The organism is Roseibium suaedae (assembly GCF_900142725.1).
Classification (GTDB): Bacteria; Pseudomonadota; Alphaproteobacteria; order Rhizobiales; family Stappiaceae; genus Roseibium; species Roseibium suaedae.
Genome location: NZ_FRBW01000004.1, coordinates 366,312 through 385,649 on the forward strand (window position 1 = coordinate 366,312; position 19,338 = coordinate 385,649).

Annotated in this window: 17 protein-coding genes and 1 tRNA gene; 11 read left to right on the forward strand and 7 right to left on the reverse strand. The window is 61.5% G+C overall.

What is annotated here, in order from left to right:
- Positions 1-36: 36 nt before the first annotated feature.
- Together BUA94_RS18065 and BUA94_RS18070 are read right to left on the reverse strand one after the other, a co-directional pair.
- A complete protein-coding gene (locus tag BUA94_RS18065; RefSeq protein WP_073014714.1) occupies positions 37-2,577 on the reverse strand; it encodes an HWE histidine kinase domain-containing protein in 2,541 nt (846 codons plus the stop codon).
- Complete coding sequence (locus BUA94_RS18070) at positions 2,578-3,144, reverse strand: biliverdin-producing heme oxygenase (protein WP_328586306.1); 567 nt, start codon at positions 3,142-3,144, stop codon at positions 2,578-2,580. It abuts the gene before it with no gap.
- A gap of 271 nt (positions 3,145-3,415) precedes the next feature.
- On the opposite strand from BUA94_RS18070, the gene urtA reads away from it, so the two are divergent.
- The 6 genes from urtA to BUA94_RS18100 all read left to right on the forward strand — a co-directional run bounded on the left by urtA (position 3,416) and on the right by BUA94_RS18100 (position 12,380).
- The gene (gene urtA / locus BUA94_RS18075; RefSeq protein ID WP_073014917.1) at positions 3,416-4,705 is read left to right on the forward strand and encodes an urea ABC transporter substrate-binding protein; all 1,290 of its coding nucleotides are present in this window, start codon (positions 3,416-3,418) and stop codon (positions 4,703-4,705) included.
- A gap of 300 nt (positions 4,706-5,005) precedes the next feature.
- A complete protein-coding gene (gene urtB, locus BUA94_RS18080; protein ID WP_073014716.1) occupies positions 5,006-6,625 on the forward strand; it encodes an urea ABC transporter permease subunit UrtB in 1,620 nt (539 codons plus the stop codon).
- Positions 6,622-7,770, forward strand: a complete 1,149-nt coding sequence (urtC, locus tag BUA94_RS18085; protein WP_073014717.1) for an urea ABC transporter permease subunit UrtC — start codon at positions 6,622-6,624, stop codon at positions 7,768-7,770. The genes urtB and urtC overlap by 4 nt, the downstream gene beginning before the upstream one ends.
- A gap of 4 nt (positions 7,771-7,774) precedes the next feature.
- Positions 7,775-8,521: an urea ABC transporter ATP-binding protein UrtD gene (gene urtD / locus BUA94_RS18090; protein WP_073014718.1), complete on the forward strand. Its 747-nt coding sequence runs from the start codon at positions 7,775-7,777 to the stop codon at positions 8,519-8,521.
- Between the two features lie 181 nt (positions 8,522-8,702).
- Positions 8,703-9,398 carry an urea ABC transporter ATP-binding subunit UrtE gene (urtE, locus tag BUA94_RS18095; protein WP_073014719.1) on the forward strand — a complete coding sequence of 232 codons (696 nt, stop codon included), beginning with the start codon at positions 8,703-8,705 and terminating at the stop codon, positions 9,396-9,398.
- Between the two features lie 78 nt (positions 9,399-9,476).
- Positions 9,477-12,380 carry an AsmA family protein gene (locus BUA94_RS18100; protein WP_073014720.1) on the forward strand — a complete coding sequence of 968 codons (2,904 nt, stop codon included), beginning with the start codon at positions 9,477-9,479 and terminating at the stop codon, positions 12,378-12,380.
- 175 nt (positions 12,381-12,555) lie between these two features.
- On the opposite strand, the gene BUA94_RS18105 is transcribed toward BUA94_RS18100, so the two are convergent.
- The 3 genes from BUA94_RS18105 to BUA94_RS18115 all read right to left on the reverse strand — a co-directional run bounded on the left by BUA94_RS18105 (position 12,556) and on the right by BUA94_RS18115 (position 15,048).
- Positions 12,556-14,103: a CYTH and CHAD domain-containing protein gene (locus BUA94_RS18105; protein WP_073014721.1), complete on the reverse strand. Its 1,548-nt coding sequence runs from the start codon at positions 14,101-14,103 to the stop codon at positions 12,556-12,558.
- A gap of 89 nt (positions 14,104-14,192) precedes the next feature.
- Positions 14,193-14,750 (reverse strand): cupin domain-containing protein, encoded by a 558-nt coding sequence (locus BUA94_RS18110; protein ID WP_073014722.1) that lies wholly within the window; start codon positions 14,748-14,750, stop codon positions 14,193-14,195.
- A 213-nt stretch (positions 14,751-14,963) separates the two neighbouring features.
- Positions 14,964-15,048: transfer RNA gene (locus BUA94_RS18115), tRNA-Leu, on the reverse strand.
- A gap of 176 nt (positions 15,049-15,224) precedes the next feature.
- Here BUA94_RS18115 and BUA94_RS18120 point away from each other — a divergent pair.
- From BUA94_RS18120 to BUA94_RS18135, 4 genes are read left to right on the forward strand one after another with little or no spacing between them, the layout of a single operon-like run.
- On the forward strand, positions 15,225-15,803 hold the full coding sequence (locus BUA94_RS18120) for a YqaA family protein (protein WP_073014723.1): 579 nt from the start codon (positions 15,225-15,227) through the stop codon (positions 15,801-15,803).
- Positions 15,804-15,836: 33 nt separating this feature from the next.
- A complete protein-coding gene (locus tag BUA94_RS18125) occupies positions 15,837-16,346 on the forward strand; it encodes a disulfide bond formation protein B (RefSeq protein ID WP_073014724.1) in 510 nt (169 codons plus the stop codon).
- On the forward strand, positions 16,343-16,657 hold the full coding sequence (locus tag BUA94_RS18130; RefSeq protein WP_235860638.1) for a hypothetical protein: 315 nt from the start codon (positions 16,343-16,345) through the stop codon (positions 16,655-16,657). The genes BUA94_RS18125 and BUA94_RS18130 overlap by 4 nt, the downstream gene beginning before the upstream one ends.
- 47 nt (positions 16,658-16,704) lie before the next feature.
- Positions 16,705-17,139 (forward strand): metallopeptidase family protein, encoded by a 435-nt coding sequence (locus BUA94_RS18135; protein ID WP_073014725.1) that lies wholly within the window; start codon positions 16,705-16,707, stop codon positions 17,137-17,139.
- 40 nt (positions 17,140-17,179) lie between these two features.
- On the opposite strand, the gene ppa is transcribed toward BUA94_RS18135, so the two are convergent.
- On the reverse strand, positions 17,180-17,716 hold the full coding sequence (ppa, locus tag BUA94_RS18140; protein WP_073014726.1) for an inorganic diphosphatase: 537 nt from the start codon (positions 17,714-17,716) through the stop codon (positions 17,180-17,182).
- A 160-nt stretch (positions 17,717-17,876) separates the two neighbouring features.
- Complete coding sequence (locus BUA94_RS18145; RefSeq protein ID WP_235860639.1) at positions 17,877-18,410, reverse strand: GNAT family N-acetyltransferase; 534 nt, start codon at positions 18,408-18,410, stop codon at positions 17,877-17,879.
- Between the two features lie 439 nt (positions 18,411-18,849).
- On the opposite strand from BUA94_RS18145, the gene BUA94_RS18150 reads away from it, so the two are divergent.
- Positions 18,850-19,323: a DUF2794 domain-containing protein gene (locus BUA94_RS18150; RefSeq protein ID WP_073014727.1), complete on the forward strand. Its 474-nt coding sequence runs from the start codon at positions 18,850-18,852 to the stop codon at positions 19,321-19,323.
- Positions 19,324-19,338: the final 15 nt, after the last annotated feature.

Sequence of the window (19,338 nt, forward strand, 5' to 3'; positions counted from 1 at the left end):
GAGAGGTGACTTGAAGGAAACGGCCTTCGGCGGTGGTCAGATCCGCACGAGAAGTCTGGACAAGGCGTCCAGCAGGGTCTCGCTGTTATAGGGCTTGCGCACGACAGGCACGTCGACCAGTTCCTCGGGCAACTGGGTCTTGTCGTCATATCCCGTCGCAAACACGAAGGGGACGTTGCGCTTGTAAAGCTCCAGAGCAACCGGGATCGAGGTCTCGTGACCAAGATTTATATCGAGAACAGCCACATCCGGCACAAGCGTCTCGATCTGCTCCAGGGCCATGGAGACCGAATTGGCGGTCACCACATTGGCAAAGCCGTGATCCGAGAGCATCATCTCCACATCCATGGCGATCAGCACCTGGTCCTCAACCAGCAGCACGGCGGCATTTTCCGGCTTGGCAGACAGGGCCGGTACAATCTCTGCAACGACTTTCGGATCAAGGGCGTCCAGTCCCTCGGAGATCTTGATGAACTTCGCCGGAATGGTCATCCGCGCCCGGATGCCGGTGATGTCGAAATTGATCTCGCTGGAGCCGCCCAGGTCAAAGGGAATGCTGCGTTCGATCAGGGACGAGCCAAAGCCCTTCCGGCTCGGCGGCGTCACCTGGGGTCCGCCGGCTTCCTGCCAGTTGATCTCCAGATCTCCTGCGCCATCAAGTCCCCAGCGGATGGTCAGGTGACCACCAGGACGCGACAACCCACCATATTTGGCAGCGTTGGTGCACATCTCGTGGAAGACGAGGGCGGCAACCGCATAGGCGCGTCCGTCCAGCTTGGCTGTCGGGCCCTCCAGCTGAATGATGGCCGTTCCCGCGGTATAGGGCAGCAGCTCAGCTTCCAGCAGGCCGCGGATGTCGCCGCCGCCGCTGCCGCGGATCACCTGGTCATGGGCATGCGCCAGGGCCTGGATGCGGCCTTTCAGCGAGCCGATATAGTCCTGCAAGGTGGCCGCTTCCCGGGCAGGCGTCGCAATCAGCGACTTGATCACCGCAAGGATGTTCTTCACCCGGTGGTTCAGCTCTTCATTCAGCAGCCGCTGACGCAGATCCGCTTTGGAGCGTTCTTCCTGCATCAGCTCGCTGTGGCGCAGAACCACTTCAACCGCCGCCGAATGGATCGCGGAGGCCACCTCGATGTCCGCCTCGGACCAGGGGACGGAGTGGCGCTCGACCGTTTCCTTCCAGATCGCGAAGCTCTTGCGCGGGGTGAGCCGGTCACCGAAGGGGCCGGTTTCGTAGGACTTGTCCGGATTGCCTGCCCAGTTGAGGGTCTGTAGCCGTTCCTTGCGGAAGAACAGCAGACAGTCATCCGACACCTGCGACAGCGGGATCGCCAGAACGCCGGAAACGTCCTGGTAGAAGCTGCCGGCAGGCGGGAAGACGCTGGTGAGCTGGTTCGATGTCCAGATCCGGTCCTCTGCCGTCTCGGAAATATGCTGGGCCAGCAGCGGGATCACCTCGGCAGGCGGCACGGTTCCGATCGAGCGCCATTCCCCTTGCAGGAAAAAGCCGATGCCGTCGCAGTCCAGCATGGTCTGGAAGTCTGGCAGGACTTCGGTCAGCAGATCCATCACGTCTGTCTGCTGGCTTGCCCGTTGCAGGAAGCGGTCGAGAGAATCCCGGGCGGCGGTCACCAGGTTGAGCTTGTGGTGATGCAGCAGGCCGATCAGATGCATGGAGAAGAATTCGCAGAACATCTCAGACGCGATGCGCTGCGGCAGGGTCATGATTTTCGGCGAATAATTGTGACAGGCGATCAGGCCCCAGAGCTCGCCATCGACGATGATCGAGATCGACATGGAGGCCGCAACGCCCATGTTGCGCAGATATTCCAGGTGGATCGGCGATACGCTGCGCAGATGGGCATAGGACAGGTCCAGCGGTTCGCCCGAACCGTCAAACACCGGTTCGATCGACACGCGCTGGCCGCGCGCATCCGAGATGATGCGGATGGAGTTCTTCAGATAGAGCGCCCGCGCTTGCTGGGGGATGTCGCTTGCCGGGAAATACTGGCCCTGGAAGCTCTCCAGGTCCGGGCGCTTGGCCTCGCTTTCCACTTTGCCGGCGCCGTCTTCCTCGAACCGGTAGATCATGACCCGGTCATAGTCGAGCACGGCCCGCAGCAGGGCCGGGGTCTTGCGCAGCAGTTCTTCGCTGGTGGTGATCATCCGGATGCGGCCGATCAGCTCGCGGGCAAGCTGAACCGGCAGAACATTGGTGTCCGTCGCTTCGAACTCGATGATCGCGTGACCGGCGTGCCTGTGCACGGAGATGTCGTAAATGCGGCCGTTGGCCATCTGCTGGCGCAGCAGCAGACCCGGCCGGGCAGGGTCCGGAGCGCTCGCGAGGGCGTTGCGGATGTCATGGGTGATCTGATCGCCGACCAGGGCCGCGAGCGGCTGGCCGTTGATCGGCCCCTCAAGCGACAGGAACTCCGCCGCGTTCGCCGAATGACGCTGAACGATGGACACGGCCATGTCACAGGCCAGCAGGCAGCCGTGTGGCTGAATGCTGCCAGGGATGTGAATGGGTTCACGGTCGCAATTGGTGAGATTTACGGGTTCAGACGGGGTCATTCAAACTTTCTCAAAGGCATCTAGCGCACGGCTGAAGGTTGTTCGCGCCGCGCTGGCCATGGCCTCCTCATCTACTGTTTCTACCTGTTCCAACAACGCGCAGAACGCTTTCCAGTTCCCGCTGTCACAGGTCTGCTTGGCCAGATGACTTGCCCCGGTTGCCTCTCCAAACCCCAGTTGTTCGGCTCTTTTGATCAGGAAACGAGCCCCCAGAGAGGAGCCTTCGAGAACATAGAGCACGCCCAGAAGTTCACTGAAATCAAGCGGTTGCGGGTCGATCAGTTCTGCCGGCACGATGATGGGCGCCCTGTCCAGCGCGCGAAGGTCGCTTTCCAGTTCCTCTGAGATCCGGCTGGGCACGAAGGTGCTGAAATCTTCCGGCAACCTGCTGGCTGCAATCTGCTGTTCGATCGGCCTGCGGAACTGCAGCATGCCCCGCAGATAGCGCAAATATTGATCACTCGTTCCAAGCGGCCCGACGTTGTCATCAAGTTTTTTGTGAAGATGATTGGTCTGGTCCCGCAGGAGCTTCCTTCGGTCGGTCAAGCTTTCAGAATCCCGGCGCACAGTGGAGGAGATTATCCTTGGGAGATGGATGATTTAAATCCGGAACTATTTTCCACGTCAATGGAAACTCGTCAGCGCTGACAGGGGCATCTGCGCCAAAGTGCATACTTTTCCCCAGTGCTTACGTCATTCGACGTATGTCCCCTTGAAGCGCCTGCCCCCACGATCCCCTCCAGACGGCAGCGAGATCGATTGCCGCAGATCCGCCCCGCCATCCGCTAGGCAGGGCAAGGGCAAAAAGAGGGGACTTGAACAGATGAGCAAGAAGCTGATGACCCGCACCGCGGGCCTGGCACTGGCCAGCCTGATGGCTTCCACCATGATCGGTGGCGCCATGGCCGAGGAAGACACCATCAAGGTCGGTATCCTGCACTCGCTTTCCGGCACCATGGCCATCTCCGAGACCACGCTCAAGGACGCCATGCTGATGCTCATCGAAGAGCAGAACAAGAAGGGCGGCCTGCTGGGCAAGAAGCTTGAAGCTGTCGTCGTCGACCCGGCTTCCGACTGGCCGCTGTTTGCCGAAAAGGCCCGCGAACTTATCGAAGTGAACAAGGTTTCCGCCGTGTTCGGCTGCTGGACCTCCGTGTCGCGCAAGTCCGTTCTGCCGGTCTTTGAAGAGCTGAACTCGGTTCTCTTCTATCCGGTCCAGTACGAAGGCGAAGAATCCCAGCGCAACGTGTTCTACACCGGCGCTGCCCCGAACCAGCAGGCGATCCCGGCTGTCGATTACCTGATGAGCGAAGAAGGCGGCGCCGTGAAGCGCTGGGTTCTCGCCGGTACCGACTATGTCTATCCGCGCACGACCAACAAGATCCTGGAAGCCTATCTGAAGGCCAAGGGCGTGGCCGACGAAGACATCATGATCAACTACACGCCGTTCGGTCATTCCGACTGGCAGACGATCGTTTCCGACATCAAGGCCTTCGGCTCTGCAGGCAAGAAGACCGCCGTGGTCTCTACCATCAACGGCGACGCCAACGTTCCCTTCTACAAGGAACTGGGCAACGCCGGCATCAAGGCGGAAGACATTCCGGTCGTGGCCTTCTCCGTGGGTGAAGAAGAGCTTGCCGGTCTCGACACGGCTCCGCTCGTCGGTCACCTGGCTGCCTGGAACTACTTCCAGTCCGCAGACACCGAAGTCAACGCCGAGTTCATCGACACCTGGCACGCCTACACCAAGGACGACAAGCGCGTGACCAACGACCCGATGGAAGCGTCCTACATCGGCTTCAACATGTGGCTGAAGGCCGTTGAAAAGGCCGGCACCACGGACTCCGACGCCGTCATTGATGCACTCGTCGGCGTCTCCGTTCCGAACCTGACCGGCGGCTACTCGGCCATGATGCCGAACCACCACATCACCAAGCCGGTTCTCATCGGTGAAATCCAGGAAGACGGCCAGTTCGAAACCGTCTGGGAAACCTCCGGTCTCGTCGCTGGCGATGCCTGGTCGGATTACCTGGAAGGCTCCAAGGACCTGATCTCCGATTGGCGCGCTCCGCTCTCCTGCGGCAACTTCAACACCGCCACCGGCAAGTGCGGCGGCTCCGGCTCCTGATCTGAAGTCTTGTGAAAGAGACGGGCGCCCGCGCCCGTCTCTGACTGCTGGCGAGGTGACACCCCCCTTGACCGTCATCCCGGGCAAGCGGAGCGCGACCCGGGACCGGTGAGCCGAAGAGCTATCGGCTTGAAATGTCCGAGAACCGGAACACCTTGGCTCACCGGTCCCGGATCTCCGCTTTGCTCCGTCCGGGATGACGTATCAAGCGGACTGACATCAAAGTTCAGAGGCGGAGGAAACGGCCGACTCTAGCTTTCACCCCATCCTTCGGGATCCAAATTGAAACCAGGTGGGCCCATGTCCTTCTTGAAGTCCTTTCTCCTTCTCCTATGCCTGCTGACCGGCTTTTCGGGCGCGGTCATCGCTCAGGAAGATCTTGAATCCCTGCGGCCGCTGGTGAATGCGCTGGCCGAAGGCAAGTTCAAGGAAACGGAACAGCAGGTCGCAGACCTGGCCGCCACCGGAAATCCGGCCGTGGCGCCCCTGCTGGAAGCGCTGGGCAACGGGGATCTTCAATTTCGCAAGTCCGACAAGGCGGTCTTTATCACCAGATCTGCAGGCAAGGGCTATCAGCTGATTGATCCGCTGACCCACGAGGTGGCCGGCGAAGCCTCCCGAAGCGAGGTGACAAAGATCAAGGTCAACAACGGGTTGCGCCGCTCCATTCGCGCTGCGCTCGGCTCGCTGACCCTGATGGCCAAGGATCCGGACGTGCGCAAGACGGCGGCGGCCGCCATTTTCAAGGCCAAGGATCCGGAGGCGATCGAGTCCCTGGATACGGCAATTGCAAAGGAGAGCGATGATGACGTGCGTCTGGTCATGGAGCAGGCCCGGGCAGCGGCCGTTCTTAATTCCGACGGTGGTGACGCTGACAGGCTCGAAGCCATCGATGTCCTCGCCAGCATGGGAAACCGGGACGCCCTGTCCCTTCTGACCGGCTTTGCGGCTTCTGCGGAAGGCGAGCAGAAGGCCGCCGCCGACAAGGCCATCACCCGGATCAACAAGTCGCTGGCGCTCTGGGGCAATGCCCAGAACATCTGGTACGGCGTGTCTCTCGGGTCAGTGTTGTTGCTTGCCGCCATCGGCCTTGCCATCACCTTCGGTGTGATGGGCGTGATCAACATGGCCCATGGCGAGATGGTGATGATCGGCGCCTATGTCACCTTCATGGTGCAGGAGATGATCCGGTCTTCCGCGCCCTGGCTCTTCGATTATTCCCTGCTGATCGCCCTGCCGCTCGCCTTCGTGATTTCCGGCGGCATCGGCATGGCCATCGAGCGGGGCGTCATCCGCTGGCTCTATGGCCGTCCGCTGGAAACGCTGCTCGCCACCTGGGGCATCTCCCTGATGCTGCAGCAGGCCGTGCGGTCCATCTTCGGCCCGACCAACCAGGAAGTGGGAAACCCGTCCTGGATGTCCGGCGCGTTTGAATTGGGCCAGCTGACCATCACCTACAACCGCATGTGGATCATCGTCTTCGCTCTTCTGGTCTTTGCCGGACTGATGCTGGTCCTGAAGAAGACGCCTTTCGGTCTCTTCACCCGCGCCGTCACCCAGAACCGCCGGATGGCCGCTTCCATGGGCATCCGCACCCCCTGGATCGATGCTCTGACCTTCGGGCTTGGATCCGGCATCGCGGGCATCGCCGGTGTTGCGCTCAGCCAGATCGACAACGTCTCCCCCAACCTTGGCCAGGGCTACATCATCGACAGTTTCATGGTCGTGGTCTTCGGAGGGGTGGGCAATCTCTGGGGAACCCTTGTCGGCGCCATGACGCTCGGCGTCGTGAACAAGTTCCTTGAACCCTATGCGGGCGCTGTGCTGGGCAAGATCCTCGTCCTCGTCTTCATCATCCTCTTTATCCAGAAGCGTCCGAGGGGCCTGTTCGCCCTCAAGGGCCGGGCAGTCGAAGCATGATGACCTCCTTCCTCTTCCGCACGCTCGATGCTCGGGCAGGCATTTTCATCGGCCTGATGCTGGCAGCTATCATCCTGGTCCCGGCGCTGAACCTCCTGGTTCCCGAAGGCAGCACCTTCCATGTGCCGACCTATGCGGTCACGCTGATGGGCAAGTATCTGACCTATGCTCTGCTTGCGCTGTCGGTGGATCTGGTCTGGGGCTATTGCGGCATACTCTCTCTTGGTCACGGAGCCTTCTTCGCCCTCGGCGGCTATGCAATGGGCATGTATCTGATGCGCCAGATCGGCACCCGGGGCGTCTATGGCGATCCGATCCTTCCGGACTTCATGGTGTTCCTGAACTGGAAGGAACTGCCCTGGTACTGGTACGGCTTCGACATGTTCCCCTTCGCGGCCCTGATAGTGCTGCTGGCTCCCGGCATTCTGGCCTTCGTCTTCGGCTGGTTCGCCTTCCGCTCGCGGGTGACCGGTGTCTATCTCTCGATCATCACCCAGGCGCTGACCTATGCGCTTCTGCTTGCCTTCTTCCGCAATGACATGGGCTTTGGCGGCAACAACGGCCTGACCGATTTCAAGGACATCCTCGGTTTCGACATTCAGGCCGGCACGACCCGCGCCGGGCTGTTTGCAGCCTCAGGCCTGGCGCTGGTCGTGTGCTTCCTCATCTGCCGGGCGGTGACCCGCTCCAAGCTGGGCAAGGTTCTGGTCGCGGTGCGCGATGCGGAAAGCCGGACCCGGTTCCTCGGCTACCGGGTGGAGCATTACAAGCTCTTCGTCTGGACCTTGTCGGCCATGATGGCTGGCATTGCAGGCGCCCTTTACGTGCCCCAGGTCGGCATCATCAATCCGGGCGAATTCGCTCCGGCAAACTCCATCGAAGTGGTGATCTGGGTGGCCGTCGGCGGACGCGGAACCCTGGTCGGTGCGGTGCTCGGCGCGATCCTCGTCAACTTCTCCAAGACCTGGTTCACCGCCGCCCTGCCGGAAATCTGGCTCTTCGCCCTCGGCGGTCTCTTCGTGGTGGTCACCCTGTTCCTGCCCAAGGGCCTGCTCGGCCTGATGGACAAGGGCTGGAGCGCCCTGCGCCGCCGCCCGGCAAAAGACACCGCCGCACACGGCGCCGAACCCCAGCCAGCGGAGTGATCTCATGACCCGGCAATCCAGCCTTCTCTATCTCGACGGCGTGTCTGTGTCCTTCGATGGCTTCAAGGCGCTGAACGAGCTTTCCCTCGTGATCGCTCCCGGCGAAATGCGGGCAATCATCGGCCCGAACGGTGCGGGCAAGACCACTATGATGGACGTCATCACCGGCAAGACCAAGCCGGACAGCGGCGAGGTCTATTTCAACGGTGTTGTCGATCTGACCGGCGAAGACGAGGCCTCCATCGCCGAGCTTGGCATCGGCCGCAAGTTCCAGAAGCCGACCGTATTCGAAAGTCACACGGTCTGGGACAATCTGGAACTGGCGCTGAAGGCCCCGCGCGGACCCTTCTCCACCCTGTTTCACATCATCTCGGGCGGTGAAAAGACCCGGATCGAGGAACTTCTGGCCCTGATCCGCCTGTCGGACAAGCGCAATGAACTGGCGGCCAATCTGTCTCACGGCCAGAAGCAGTGGCTTGAAATCGGCATGCTGCTTGCCCAGGACCCGAAGCTGCTTCTGGTGGACGAACCGGCTGCCGGCATGACCGACGCCGAAACCATGGAAACGGCGGAACTCCTGAAGGACATCGCCCGCACCCATTCCGTCGTGGTGGTCGAGCACGACATGCATTTCATCCGCGCGCTGGGCGTCAAGGTCACCTGCCTTGCCGAAGGCTCTGTTCTTGCCGAAGGCTCACTGGACCACGTCTCGGCCAATGAGCGGGTGGTGGAAGTTTATCTGGGGCGGTGAAAACGCTCCACGCATTCTCCGACCTCATCCTGAGGAGGGGCAAAGCCCCGTCTCGAAGGATGGGCTGCTTGTCAGAGAGTGTGCCGCCCATCCTTCGAGACGCAGTCTTCGACTGCTCCTCAGGATGAGGGTTTGATTAAAGAAGGGCTGCGGCTCAGGAAAAACGTCAGGAAGCTTCACCATGCTGAGCGTTGAAAACATTGATCTGCACTATGGCGCGGCCCAGGCGTTGAAGAATGTCTCCCTCACCGCCGAAGTGGGCAAGGTCACCTGCCTGATGGGCCGCAATGGCGTCGGCAAGACGTCGACCTTGCGGGCCATTGTCGGCCAGCACGGGGTGAGCAGCGGCAAGATCCTCTGGAATGGCGAAGATGTGTCCCGCCTTGCGCCGCACGCCCGCGCCAAGCGGGGCATCGCCATCGTGCCTCAGGGCCGCGAGATCTTTCCGCTCCTGAGCGTGAAGGAAAACCTGGAAACCGGCTATGCCTGCGTGGACCGCAAGGACCGCAATGTACCGGACACGATTTTCGAATTGTTTCCGGTGCTGAAGTCCATGCTCGGACGCCGCGGCGGCGATCTCTCCGGCGGTCAGCAGCAGCAGCTGGCCATTGCCCGGGCGCTGGTGACCCGGCCCAAGCTTCTCGTGCTGGACGAGCCGACCGAAGGCATTCAGCCCTCGATTATCAAGGACATTGGCCGGGCAATCGAATGGCTGCGTGATCAGGGCACCATGGCCATCGTCCTGGTCGAGCAGTATTTCGAGTTCGCCCGCGACCTTGCCGACCAGTTTGCGGTCATGGACCGGGGTGAAGTGGTCATGGCCGGCGCCCGCGCAGACCTGAATGAAGAAGAAGTCCGCCGTCATTTGACGGTTTGATTTCCAAACGTGTCCTTGACGCCACCATCCCGCCACGCTTTGTCCTAAACTGAAGCGATTCGAGATGGGGGAATGCAAATGCGGCGGATTTTGATCGGGATCGGTGTCCTGTTTGCTCTGGCAGCAGCTGTTGTCATTGCTGTGCCATTGCTTCTGCCCAAAGATGCCATCAAGGCCAAGGTGGTCGAACAGGTGGAAGCGGCCACCGGCTGGCGCTTGCGCCTGGACGGCCCGGTCAGTCTTTCGCTGTTTCCGGGCTTTTCCCTGCTTGCTGAAAACATCGGCCTGTCCGGCGAAGCCGGGGCCGATGGCGTCGAATTCGCCCGCGCCGGCCGTATCGAAATCGGTCTGGCTCTCGCAGGACTTTTTGGCGGCGACATCCGGGTGACCGGCATTTCGCTCGACAAGCCCAACATTCTGCTCGAGATCACCAAGAACGGCATGACCAGCTGGGAGCCGAGGCGCCAGCTGACCCCCGCCCAGGAAGCTGCCGAGATTCTCTCCGGAGGCACCGGGACACCGGCAGAGACCGCGCCGGCCCAGCCGGACGCTGCTGCTGAAGGTCCGGAAGACGGCGGCTTCGTCAAGAGCATCGCGGTGGACCGCATCACGATCACGGAAGGCACGCTTGTCTATGATGACCGGCGCACCGATCAGCGGATTGTCGTGTCCGACCTGATGATGGACGTCACCGCGCCGGATCTGCGGGGTAAAGTGTCGCTCGAAAGCAGCCTGGTCTGGCAGGACAAGCCGGTGAAGATTTCCGGCAGCGTGGTCGATCCGCTCGGAGCTGCCGCAAGTGGCGCCTTGCCGGTCGATCTCACGGTTTCCAGCGGTGACAATACCGTCAAGGTTGCTGGCACGATCGACGGTCCCGCGCAGAAGGCCAATCTGGATGTGGCTGCGTCCGGTCCGTCGGTCCAGGGGCTTGCTGCTCTTTTCGGCACGGCACTGACTGCCGATCCGGGTGATTTCAATGTGTCGGCGAAGGTCGTTGCAGATCCGGCTGCTGCCGAAATCTCCAATCTTGCAGCCAAGGTTGGCTCGGTGCAGCTTGGCGGCAATGTCGCGGCGGACCTCTCCCGCGACGAGCCGCGCTTCTCCGGCCGCCTCCAATTGCAGCAGGGTTCGCTCGGCGATCTTCTGAAGCTTGCCGGTCAGGATCTGGCCGCAACGGGCACGCTCGGGGCGGATCTTGCCTTCACGGCCTCCGGGTCGACAGCAGACCAGATCGCGGCTTCGCTGGATCTCAACGGCACGGCAAGCCTGCGCGATGGCGAAGTGTCAGGCCTCGGTCTGGCGAGTGCCGTCGGCGGCGATCCCGCTGCGGACAAGGTCAGCGCCATTGCGGTTGATGTTGCCCTCAAGGGCCTTGGCAAGCCGGCAAGCCTTTCCGGCGGGTTGAACTGGCGCGGCGATGCCTTCCAGATTTCCGGCGCTGCCACTCCGGCGGCGCTGATCGCGGGCAAGCCTGCCCCGGCAAAGGTAAAGGTCGCGGGTCCGCGGGTTTCTGCCGGGTTTGACGGCTCCCTGTCGGCGGCAGGTCAGGTGCAGGGTGCGGTTTCTGTCGAAACCCAAAGCCTGCGCAATCTTCTTGCCTGGATCGGTCAGCCACTTGCCGGTGGCACCGGACTGGAAGGCTTCAAGGCCTCGGGCCGCTTCAGCCATGGCAGCAAGGGTCTCCGTTTTGACGACACTGTATTTCAGCTCGATCAGACCTCCGGCCGGGCCAAGGGCGAGATTGTCTTTGGTGCCAAGCCGGTCATTTCCGCAGAACTGGCGCTGGATGAGCTGACGCTCGATCCGTATCTCGGTGGTGGCGGCGCTTCTGCCGCCTCCGGCAAGGCGGGCAAGGCTGGGCAGGGCGGAGGCGGAGGAGCCGCCGCTGCCGGCGGCTGGAGCGACGAGCCCATCGATTTTTCCGGCCTCAAGGCCGTCGACGCCCAGTTCGCCATCTCGACCAAGCAGATCCGCTGGAAAGAGGTGAAGATCGACCAGAGCGCACTGAACCTGTCGATCAAGGACGGTGTGCTGACCGCTTCGCTCGACACCCTGTCGCTCTACAAGGGCACCGGCACGGGCTCGCTCACCCTGAATGGCGCGGCGGCCCAGCCGCAGGTGCGGGCTAAATTCAACCTCTCCGGTCTTGGAGCCTTCGAGGCCCTGCGCGATGCTGCGGGCTTCAAGTGGCTGGAAGGCACGGCCTCGGTCGGGCTGGATGTTCAGGCGGCTGGCGCAACCCAGCGCCAGCTCGTCGGCTCCCTGACCGGCAATGCCTCCTATGCCTTCATGGATGGCGCCATCCGGGGCATCAACATCCCGAAGATGCTGCGCGGCCTGTCTGTCGAAACCCTGCTCGGCTGGCAGGAAGCCTCTTCGGAAAAGACCGACTTCAGCTCGCTGACGGCCACTTTCGCCATCGACAAGGGCATTGCGGTCAATGAAGACCTGAGCCTGATCGGGCCGCTGGTGCGCATGTCCGGCAAGGGTACCACCGACATGCCTGCGCGCACGCTCAACTGGCGCGTGGAGCCGAAGATCGTCCCGACCCTGGAAGGCCAGGCACCTGCGCCACGCAAGAAGGGTGAGGAAAAGAAACTTGCCGGTCTTGGTGTGCCGATCGTGATTTCCGGATCCTGGGACAAGCCCCGGATCTATCCGGACATCGCCGGCATTCTGGAAAACCCGCAGGCCGCCTATCAGCAGCTTCAGTCCATGGGCGGCGAGCTGACCAAGATCCTCAAGGGCGGCAAGCCCGACAAGGCGCTGACGGAAACTGCCAATGAGGTCATCAAGCAGGTGACCGGCGGCAAGACCCAGATCGACGTGCAGAAGGTTATCGAGGGAGACGTGAAGGACGAGGATGTCCTGAAGGCTGTGGAAGACGGCTTCGGTCTCCCCTCCGGCCTCCTCGGCTCCTTCGGTCTCGGCAAGAAAAAGCAGCCGGACCAACCCGCCCAGGAACCTGCCCCGCAGCAGTAAGAGGTTGAAGTAGGCCTCCCCCGTGCTGTCCCGGACGAAGCGAAGCGGAGATCCGGGACCTCTACTCCGTTCGTCATGCTGAGAATTGCAGGCGTTTTGGGGCATGTCGCGGCTCAAGGCCGGGACAGCGTGGCAGAAGGTTTGGAGCCGCGAGACGAACCGGACGCCTTCTGCCTCAGGTCCAGAAACGACGGGCGGTGGCAGCGTCTTCCCAGGCTTTGCGGGCCTCGTGCCAGACCGACTGGGAGCGGGCCTTGTGCCAGCCGATGGCAAAGCCGGCCGCCTGGTTTGCGGACGTGGCGCCAGGGCCCTTGGGCACGGGCAGTCCCAGCAGCTTTTCCGCCATGGCCACATCGTTCAGATATCCGAAGATCTCCTGCAACTGCCGCAGATGAGCAAGGAAGGGCTTGCGTTTCGACTTCGGGTAAAGGCTGGCAAAGAACTCGCAGCCATAGCGCAGCTTCTTGAGCGCCTTGCGCATGTCGTGACGCTCGGGAATATCCAGCTCGTCAATTCTCTTGCCGAATTCCGCAACCTTGCGCCATTGGCGGTTCAGGGCTGCTTCCGCATAGCTCGACACCGGACCGCCTCCGGCCTTTGCCTCTTCCGGCAGCCAGGCAGCGCTTCGGGCAAAGATCGCCAGATCGAACAGGAAACCATTGACGCTTTCAGCGCGAAGGGCCTGTTCCAGTCCCAGTCTGGCATTCTTGCGCAGGCTGCCAAGGTGGGTCAGCAGAGAAGCGGTTGAAAGCCCTTCCGGCGCATCGGCTTGCAAGGGGGCAACGATTTCCTCGGCCAGGACGTCCAGATCCCGCACAGCGCCGGCGGCCAGGGCCAGATCCCGGGCAACCGCATCCAGGTCGCGCCAGCAATCCGGCACCAGCGCCTTGGAGAACAGGCGGAAGGCGCTGCGCAGCCGCCTGAGCCCGATCCGGAACTGATGCGGCCCTTCCGGATCATCGCTGGTCAGGATCACCAGCCGGTTCTGCGCGATCTGCTCATAACAGGACCAGAGAACCGCCCGGAAGACCCGCTCGACGGGTTCATCCGCGCGAATATCCAGCTTTCCAGCGCCCATGGGCACCAAATCCGCAACCGGCTCCCCGGACAGGAGGCGATAGCCGCGCTCGGCTTTGCCGAAAGGCGAAAACCGGAAAGGTGATGCTCCCGCAACCGCCTTGGCGGCGACCAGGAGATTGGCCTCGGCGCCTTCCTTCAGCTCAAGTTCCAGTTCGAACAGTGGAGTGGTCCTGTCGCCGGCCCGCACTTCGCCCTGATCCAGAGCCATTTCGATGAGGCTGCCATCGGGAGCGGTCAGGTCGCGCTTGGTCCGGCGCATGACCGTCTCGAACACTTCGCTCAAGGTCTGACCGTCGACCGCTTCCACCAGATGCCGGATCGCCTTGGCATCGTCGATGGCGGTCAGGTCGATGGCGCGTCCCCGCACGGGATGCTCGACCTCGATGGGCGAGGACAGGCCGCCGTTGACCCCGGTGCCGATCTTGAGGGTCTGGACCCAGGACTTTCCGGCCTTTCGCACACGCAGCGACATCTTCCGGCGCCGCAAGGCGTGGTCGGGCGTGTCGAAATAGATGGATTGCAGCGTCTGGGTGCTTGGCTTGCCGGCGGTAAAACCCTCCGGCAATGTCGGCTTTGAAAGCGCGGCAGTGTCTGCCGGGAAAACTTCGAGCTTAAGCTCGATTTCTCTTTGCGTCTTGCTCATGCGGGCAACGTTAGCCGCAGCCCGCAGGCCTGTCCAGCGGCGGGACGACGCAGCCCCGGTCTGCTTGTCCGGGGCTGGTTCTGGACCTGTCAGAGACCGTTCTGACGGCGGCCTTCAAGGCCTGCGATCCGCTGCAGCTTGCGGATGACACGGGCCGGGAAATCGAGATAGACTGGCACCGGGCGCTGGTTGAAGGCGATCTTGCGGATGTAGTTCGGAACTTCCCAGGTGGCGGAGGTGCCCGCCGGGAAAAACAGGCTCACACCTGGACGGCCCTCATAGACGGTGCCGGCATCATCGGTGATCCGCACCGCGCCTTCCACAAACAGCACCGTTTCGTCCCAGCCGTAATGCCAGCGGAACTTGCCTGCCGTGCAGGACCAGTGATCGGTCGAAGTCCAGCCGCGGGTGCCATTCGACAGGTTCACGCATTTGGCTTCCGGATTGCCTTCCAGAATCCAGTGCGGACGGATCGGAGCGGGCTTCAGCTTTGCGGGATCGAGAGCGGCGAGCGTGAAAAGGCTGTTGACCGGAAGCTGCCCGGCCTGATGCTGAGTCTCAGCGAGCGCATCTTTCTGCCAGTTGGAATAGTCGGAGGCTTCGGTCGTTGTCACGGTTGTCTCGTTCAATGCGTTCTGAGTGCTCATGATCTGGTCCGCAATATTCTGAAATCTGATCAGACACTCCTATCCGCAATACATGCAGGAACCCTTACGCGGAAGCTGGCCGGAATTTGTTTCTGAAGGTTTTTGAGTGCTTTCAGGAAACACGGTTAGGGCTTCTTGAATCCGCACAGCAAAAATCGGCGCGTTGCTCAGAAGCGCGGCCATTCATAGAAGCGGATTGTCTGAAAGGACCCTTGGTGCCCCTGGCCCGACTCGAACGGGCACTCCCGAAGAAAACGGATTTTGAATCCGTCGCGTCTACCAATTCCGCCACAGGGGCAGCACTCAAGGTCGCGCGATAATAGCCACGCGCGAGGTCGCGTCAATCCTTATCAGGAGGGTTTCGGAAACTGTCCCGGACATTGCTTTGCCGGGGTGGATAACCTGCGGTAAAATCGGCGTTTACGGCACCTGTCCGTGGATGACTTTCCCGCAGGAACCCGCTATTGAAAGGCCATGTTGCGCCGCCTCTACGACTGGACCTTGTCCTTTGCCTCCGGACCCCGTGCGACTGCCGCACTTGGAACGGTGTCCTTCATCGAAAGCTCCGTCTTTCCGATCCCGCCGGATCTTCTTCTGATCCCGATGGTGGTGGCGCGTCCCAAACGGGCCTGGGCACTGGCCATTCTTTGCACGATCACCTCGGTTGCTGGCGGCTTTGCCGGATATCTGATCGGTCACTTCCTGTTTCAGGAAGTCGCAGCGCCAATTCTGCAGTTCTATGGTTATCTCGACAAGTTCGAGAGCTTTGCCCGGATCTTCAATGAATGGGGCTGGTGGTTCGTCTTCATCGCCGGTCTGACGCCGTTCCCCTACAAGGTGATCACCATCGCCAGCGGGGCCGCCGGTCTCAGTCTCCCGGTCTTCATGCTGGCAAGCCTTGTCTCTCGCGGCATCCGGTTCTTCATCGTGGCCGGTCTGCTTTATTTCTTCGGTGCGCCGATCCGGGACTTCATTGAAAAGCGTCTCGGGCTGATGTTCACCGTCTTCGTGGTACTGCTGGTGGGCGGCTTTGCGCTCATCAAGCTGTTGTAACAGGCCCGCAAGGTCTGGCTCTGGAAGGTTGATATGGTAAGTGCACTCACTGCAAAGGCGGTCAATGGGCTGCTGCTGGCCGTCGGTCTCGCGGCCATCTCCACAGCCTGGGGCTTCCAGCTGATTGGCGGCTATGTGCCGTGCAAACTCTGCCTCGAGCAGCGCATTCCCTATTATGTCGGTCTTCCGCTGGCGCTGGTGTCGCTGATCGCTCTTTATGCGGGGCGCAAGGGTCTGGCGATTGCCCTGCTTGTGCTGGTGGCGCTTGTCTTTGCCTATGGGTCCGGCCTCGGCATCTATCAGTCCGGCGCTGAATGGAAGTTCTGGGCGGGTCCGTCCGATTGTGGCGGCGGTGCTGCCGGCCCCTCCAATGCCGCCAACATGCTTCAGGCTCTTCAAAGCGTCCGCGTTGTCAGTTGCACCGAAGCAAGCTGGCGGATGCTGGGTCTGTCCTTTGCCGGCTGGAATGCTGTCGCTTCTGCGGGCGTGGCCCTTCTTGCCGTTCTGGCAGCTCTCCTGGCCAATCGCGGGCGCAAGGGATGAGCGGCGGGCCGGACCAGCAGGGCAGCGGTCCGAAGCCGCAAACGGGGGCGCGCAACAAGGCTCCCCGCCAGGATCCTCACGAGGAAAAGCGCATGGAGGCCCTCAGGGCCTTGAAGCGTGTCGAGGATGAGAGCGAAACGATTGCCGGGTCGACCTTCGTGCGCATGGCCCAAAGGGCCAAGGGGCATTTCGGAGCCGCCGACAAGGATCAGAACGATCCGGTCGAGGTTCTGGGCACGCGGATCGGGCGGGCTGCCGGGGCGCTCTTTGCCCTTGGGCTGATCATTTACCTCATCGTGACCTATTTATAGGGAAAGCCGTCCGGTTGCGGACGGAGACTTTCCAGGAGACAGGCCTTATGGCTTCACGACATCCGCCCCGGGTGGTGGAATGGGCAGACCGTTTCGCGCCGGATCTGGAGGTGTTCGAGGCGATCGCCAGCCAGACCCTCGCGCAATTGCCGCGTGAGATCATCGCCCAATGCGGACACTTGCAGATAACGCTCGCCGAATTCGCCGATGAGGCGATCCTGGATGCCATGGGCATCGAGGATGCCTTCGAATTGATGGGTCTATTCGAGGGCAATGGCCTCACCCAGGGCGCAGCCGAGCTGCTGACCGGGCAGATGCCAAACCGTATCTGGCTCTTCCGGCGGCCGATCCTCGACTATTGGGCGGCCGGCACCGAGAGCCTGGGCAATGTCATTGCCCATGTGCTGATCCATGAGATCGGCCATCACTTCGGCCTGTCCGACGAGGACATGGATGCAATAGAGGCCGCAGCGGAGGATTGATCCGCTGCGGCCTCCAAAGGCTCATTGCGCCAGGCGCAGATTACTTGCCTTCAGCGTTGTAACGCTCGATGGCTTCAACGATCAGCTTCTTGGCGCTGTTCACGTCTTCCATGCCGGTCACCTTCACCCACTTGCCGGACTCAAGGTCCTTGTAGTGTTCGAAGAAGTGCTTGACCTGGGCGACGGTGATTTCCGGAAGGTCGCTGATGTCCTTGACGTTCTCATAGCGGCGGGTCAGCTTCGAGCTCGGAACCGCGATGATCTTTTCGTCCTGGCCGGACTCGTCTTCCATGATCAGAACGCCGATCGGGCGGCAGCTCATGATCGCGCCCGGCATGATCGGACGCTGGTTCACGACGACGACGTCGATCGGATCGCCATCACCACACAGGGTGTGCGGGACGAAGCCGTAGTTCCCCGGGTAACGCATCGGCGTGTAGAGGAAGCGGTCGACGTACATCGCACCGGCGTCCTTGTCCATTTCGTACTTGATCGGCTCGCCGCCCACCGGAACTTCGATGATGACGTTGATGTCTTCGGGCGGGTTCTTGCCGATCGGCACGGCATCAATACGCATGCTGCTTGACTCCTGTTGGGTGCTGCTGGGTCTATTGCAGTCTGCGAATGCAAGCGCAAGCCCTATTTGCTGCGCTGCGGTCCGAACTTTCGTCGAGAAGGGGCATTCCGGACGGGGCGGGTTCCGCGGTCTTCCCGCGGATCGCTCTTCCGTTGATCTGCTAGCTGCTGCGGCATGGCCAGCCATAGATCGACAGATGCAGCTTTCCGGCCTCTGTCCGCATTTCGGATTTTCCACTCAGCTTGCCACCAAGCGCCTCATAGAAGGCACAAGCCGGTTCGTTGGCCGTCAGAACCTGCACAGCGAGCCCCTCAAGCCCAAGGGCTTCCAGTTCAGTCCTGGCAGCTTCAAACACCCTGCGGCCAAAGCCGAGGCCCTGGTGGGAAGGGCGGAGGTACAGTTCGTAGATTTCGCCGGCGCCTCTGTGACCGGCAATGCGGCAGGTGCCATAACTGGCATAGCCTGCGGCTTCTCCCGCAATTTCAAGAACAAGGATTTTCACGCCGCGGGCAATGGCGCTCTGCCACCAGGCTGGCGAACGGCGGACGATCAGCTTTTCCAGCTCGATCCCGTCGATCAGTCCCCTGTAAGCGCCCAGCCAAGCCTCATCGCGGATGAGGGCGAGTTGCTCGCAATCACCTGAGAGTGCTGGACGCAGGCCGATCAGTTCCGTGCTCATGTGCTGAAGATACATGAAGCGCAAAAGCCGCAAAAGATGGATCTGGAGATACGAGGGGGTAAATAGGAAAAGGGCCGGCGCTTGGCCGGCCCTTCAGTTGCCCTGATGTAAGTTACGCGACTGAAGTCCGAGATGACTTGCCTTGGGGGGCTGGGGGGCTAATGCGTTCCAAAGCCGTCTTCTCAGGACCCATCAGGGTATGAAAGGAATATGGTGGTCCAAAATGGCTGGCCAAGGGCTGGAATAAGGCGAAAACGTGATTTTTCGACCGGGTTTGTAAGATTTTGTCGCAACTTCCCCAATCGTTCGCAAAAGACTGCTTTGAAGGCCGGGAAATGACCTGCCGGACTTGCCAAAAGTGGCCAGTCTTGCGCATCATGACATTCTGATGACTGTGCGGCGCAAAGGGCCCCGGTCATGCATTGTCTCAGCAAGTCCTTTGACGGGAGGCCGAATGAGCGAGACAGACGATGGAGCGGGCGAGGGAGCATCCCAGGATCCGGCCTGCAGCGCATCTGTAACAGCGGTTCCAGCTGGCAGACCTTCCCATTCCACCAGCGCCGCGCCGGTCAATCCGGCAAGTGCCCACCCGGGTGCCCAGTCAAGCACTCAGCCGGTCAAGGCAATCGTCGCCTTCAACCGGCGCGAACTTGATGTGATCCTGAGGCTCTATGGACGCATGGTCGCCGAGGGTGAGTGGCGTGACTATGCCATCGATCTGCTGAAGGACCGGGCCGTCTTTTCCGTGTTCCGGCGCACATCCGAAATGCCGCTCTACAGGATCGAGAAGGATCCCAAGTTGGCCCGCAAGCAGGGGGCTTACTCGGTCGTCGCCGCAGGCGGGATGATCCTCAAGCGCGGGCAGGATCTGGCACAGGTCCTGAAAGTGCTCGACAAGAAGAAGCATCTGCGTCTCGTCGACGCCTGACCCCCGGTCACGACG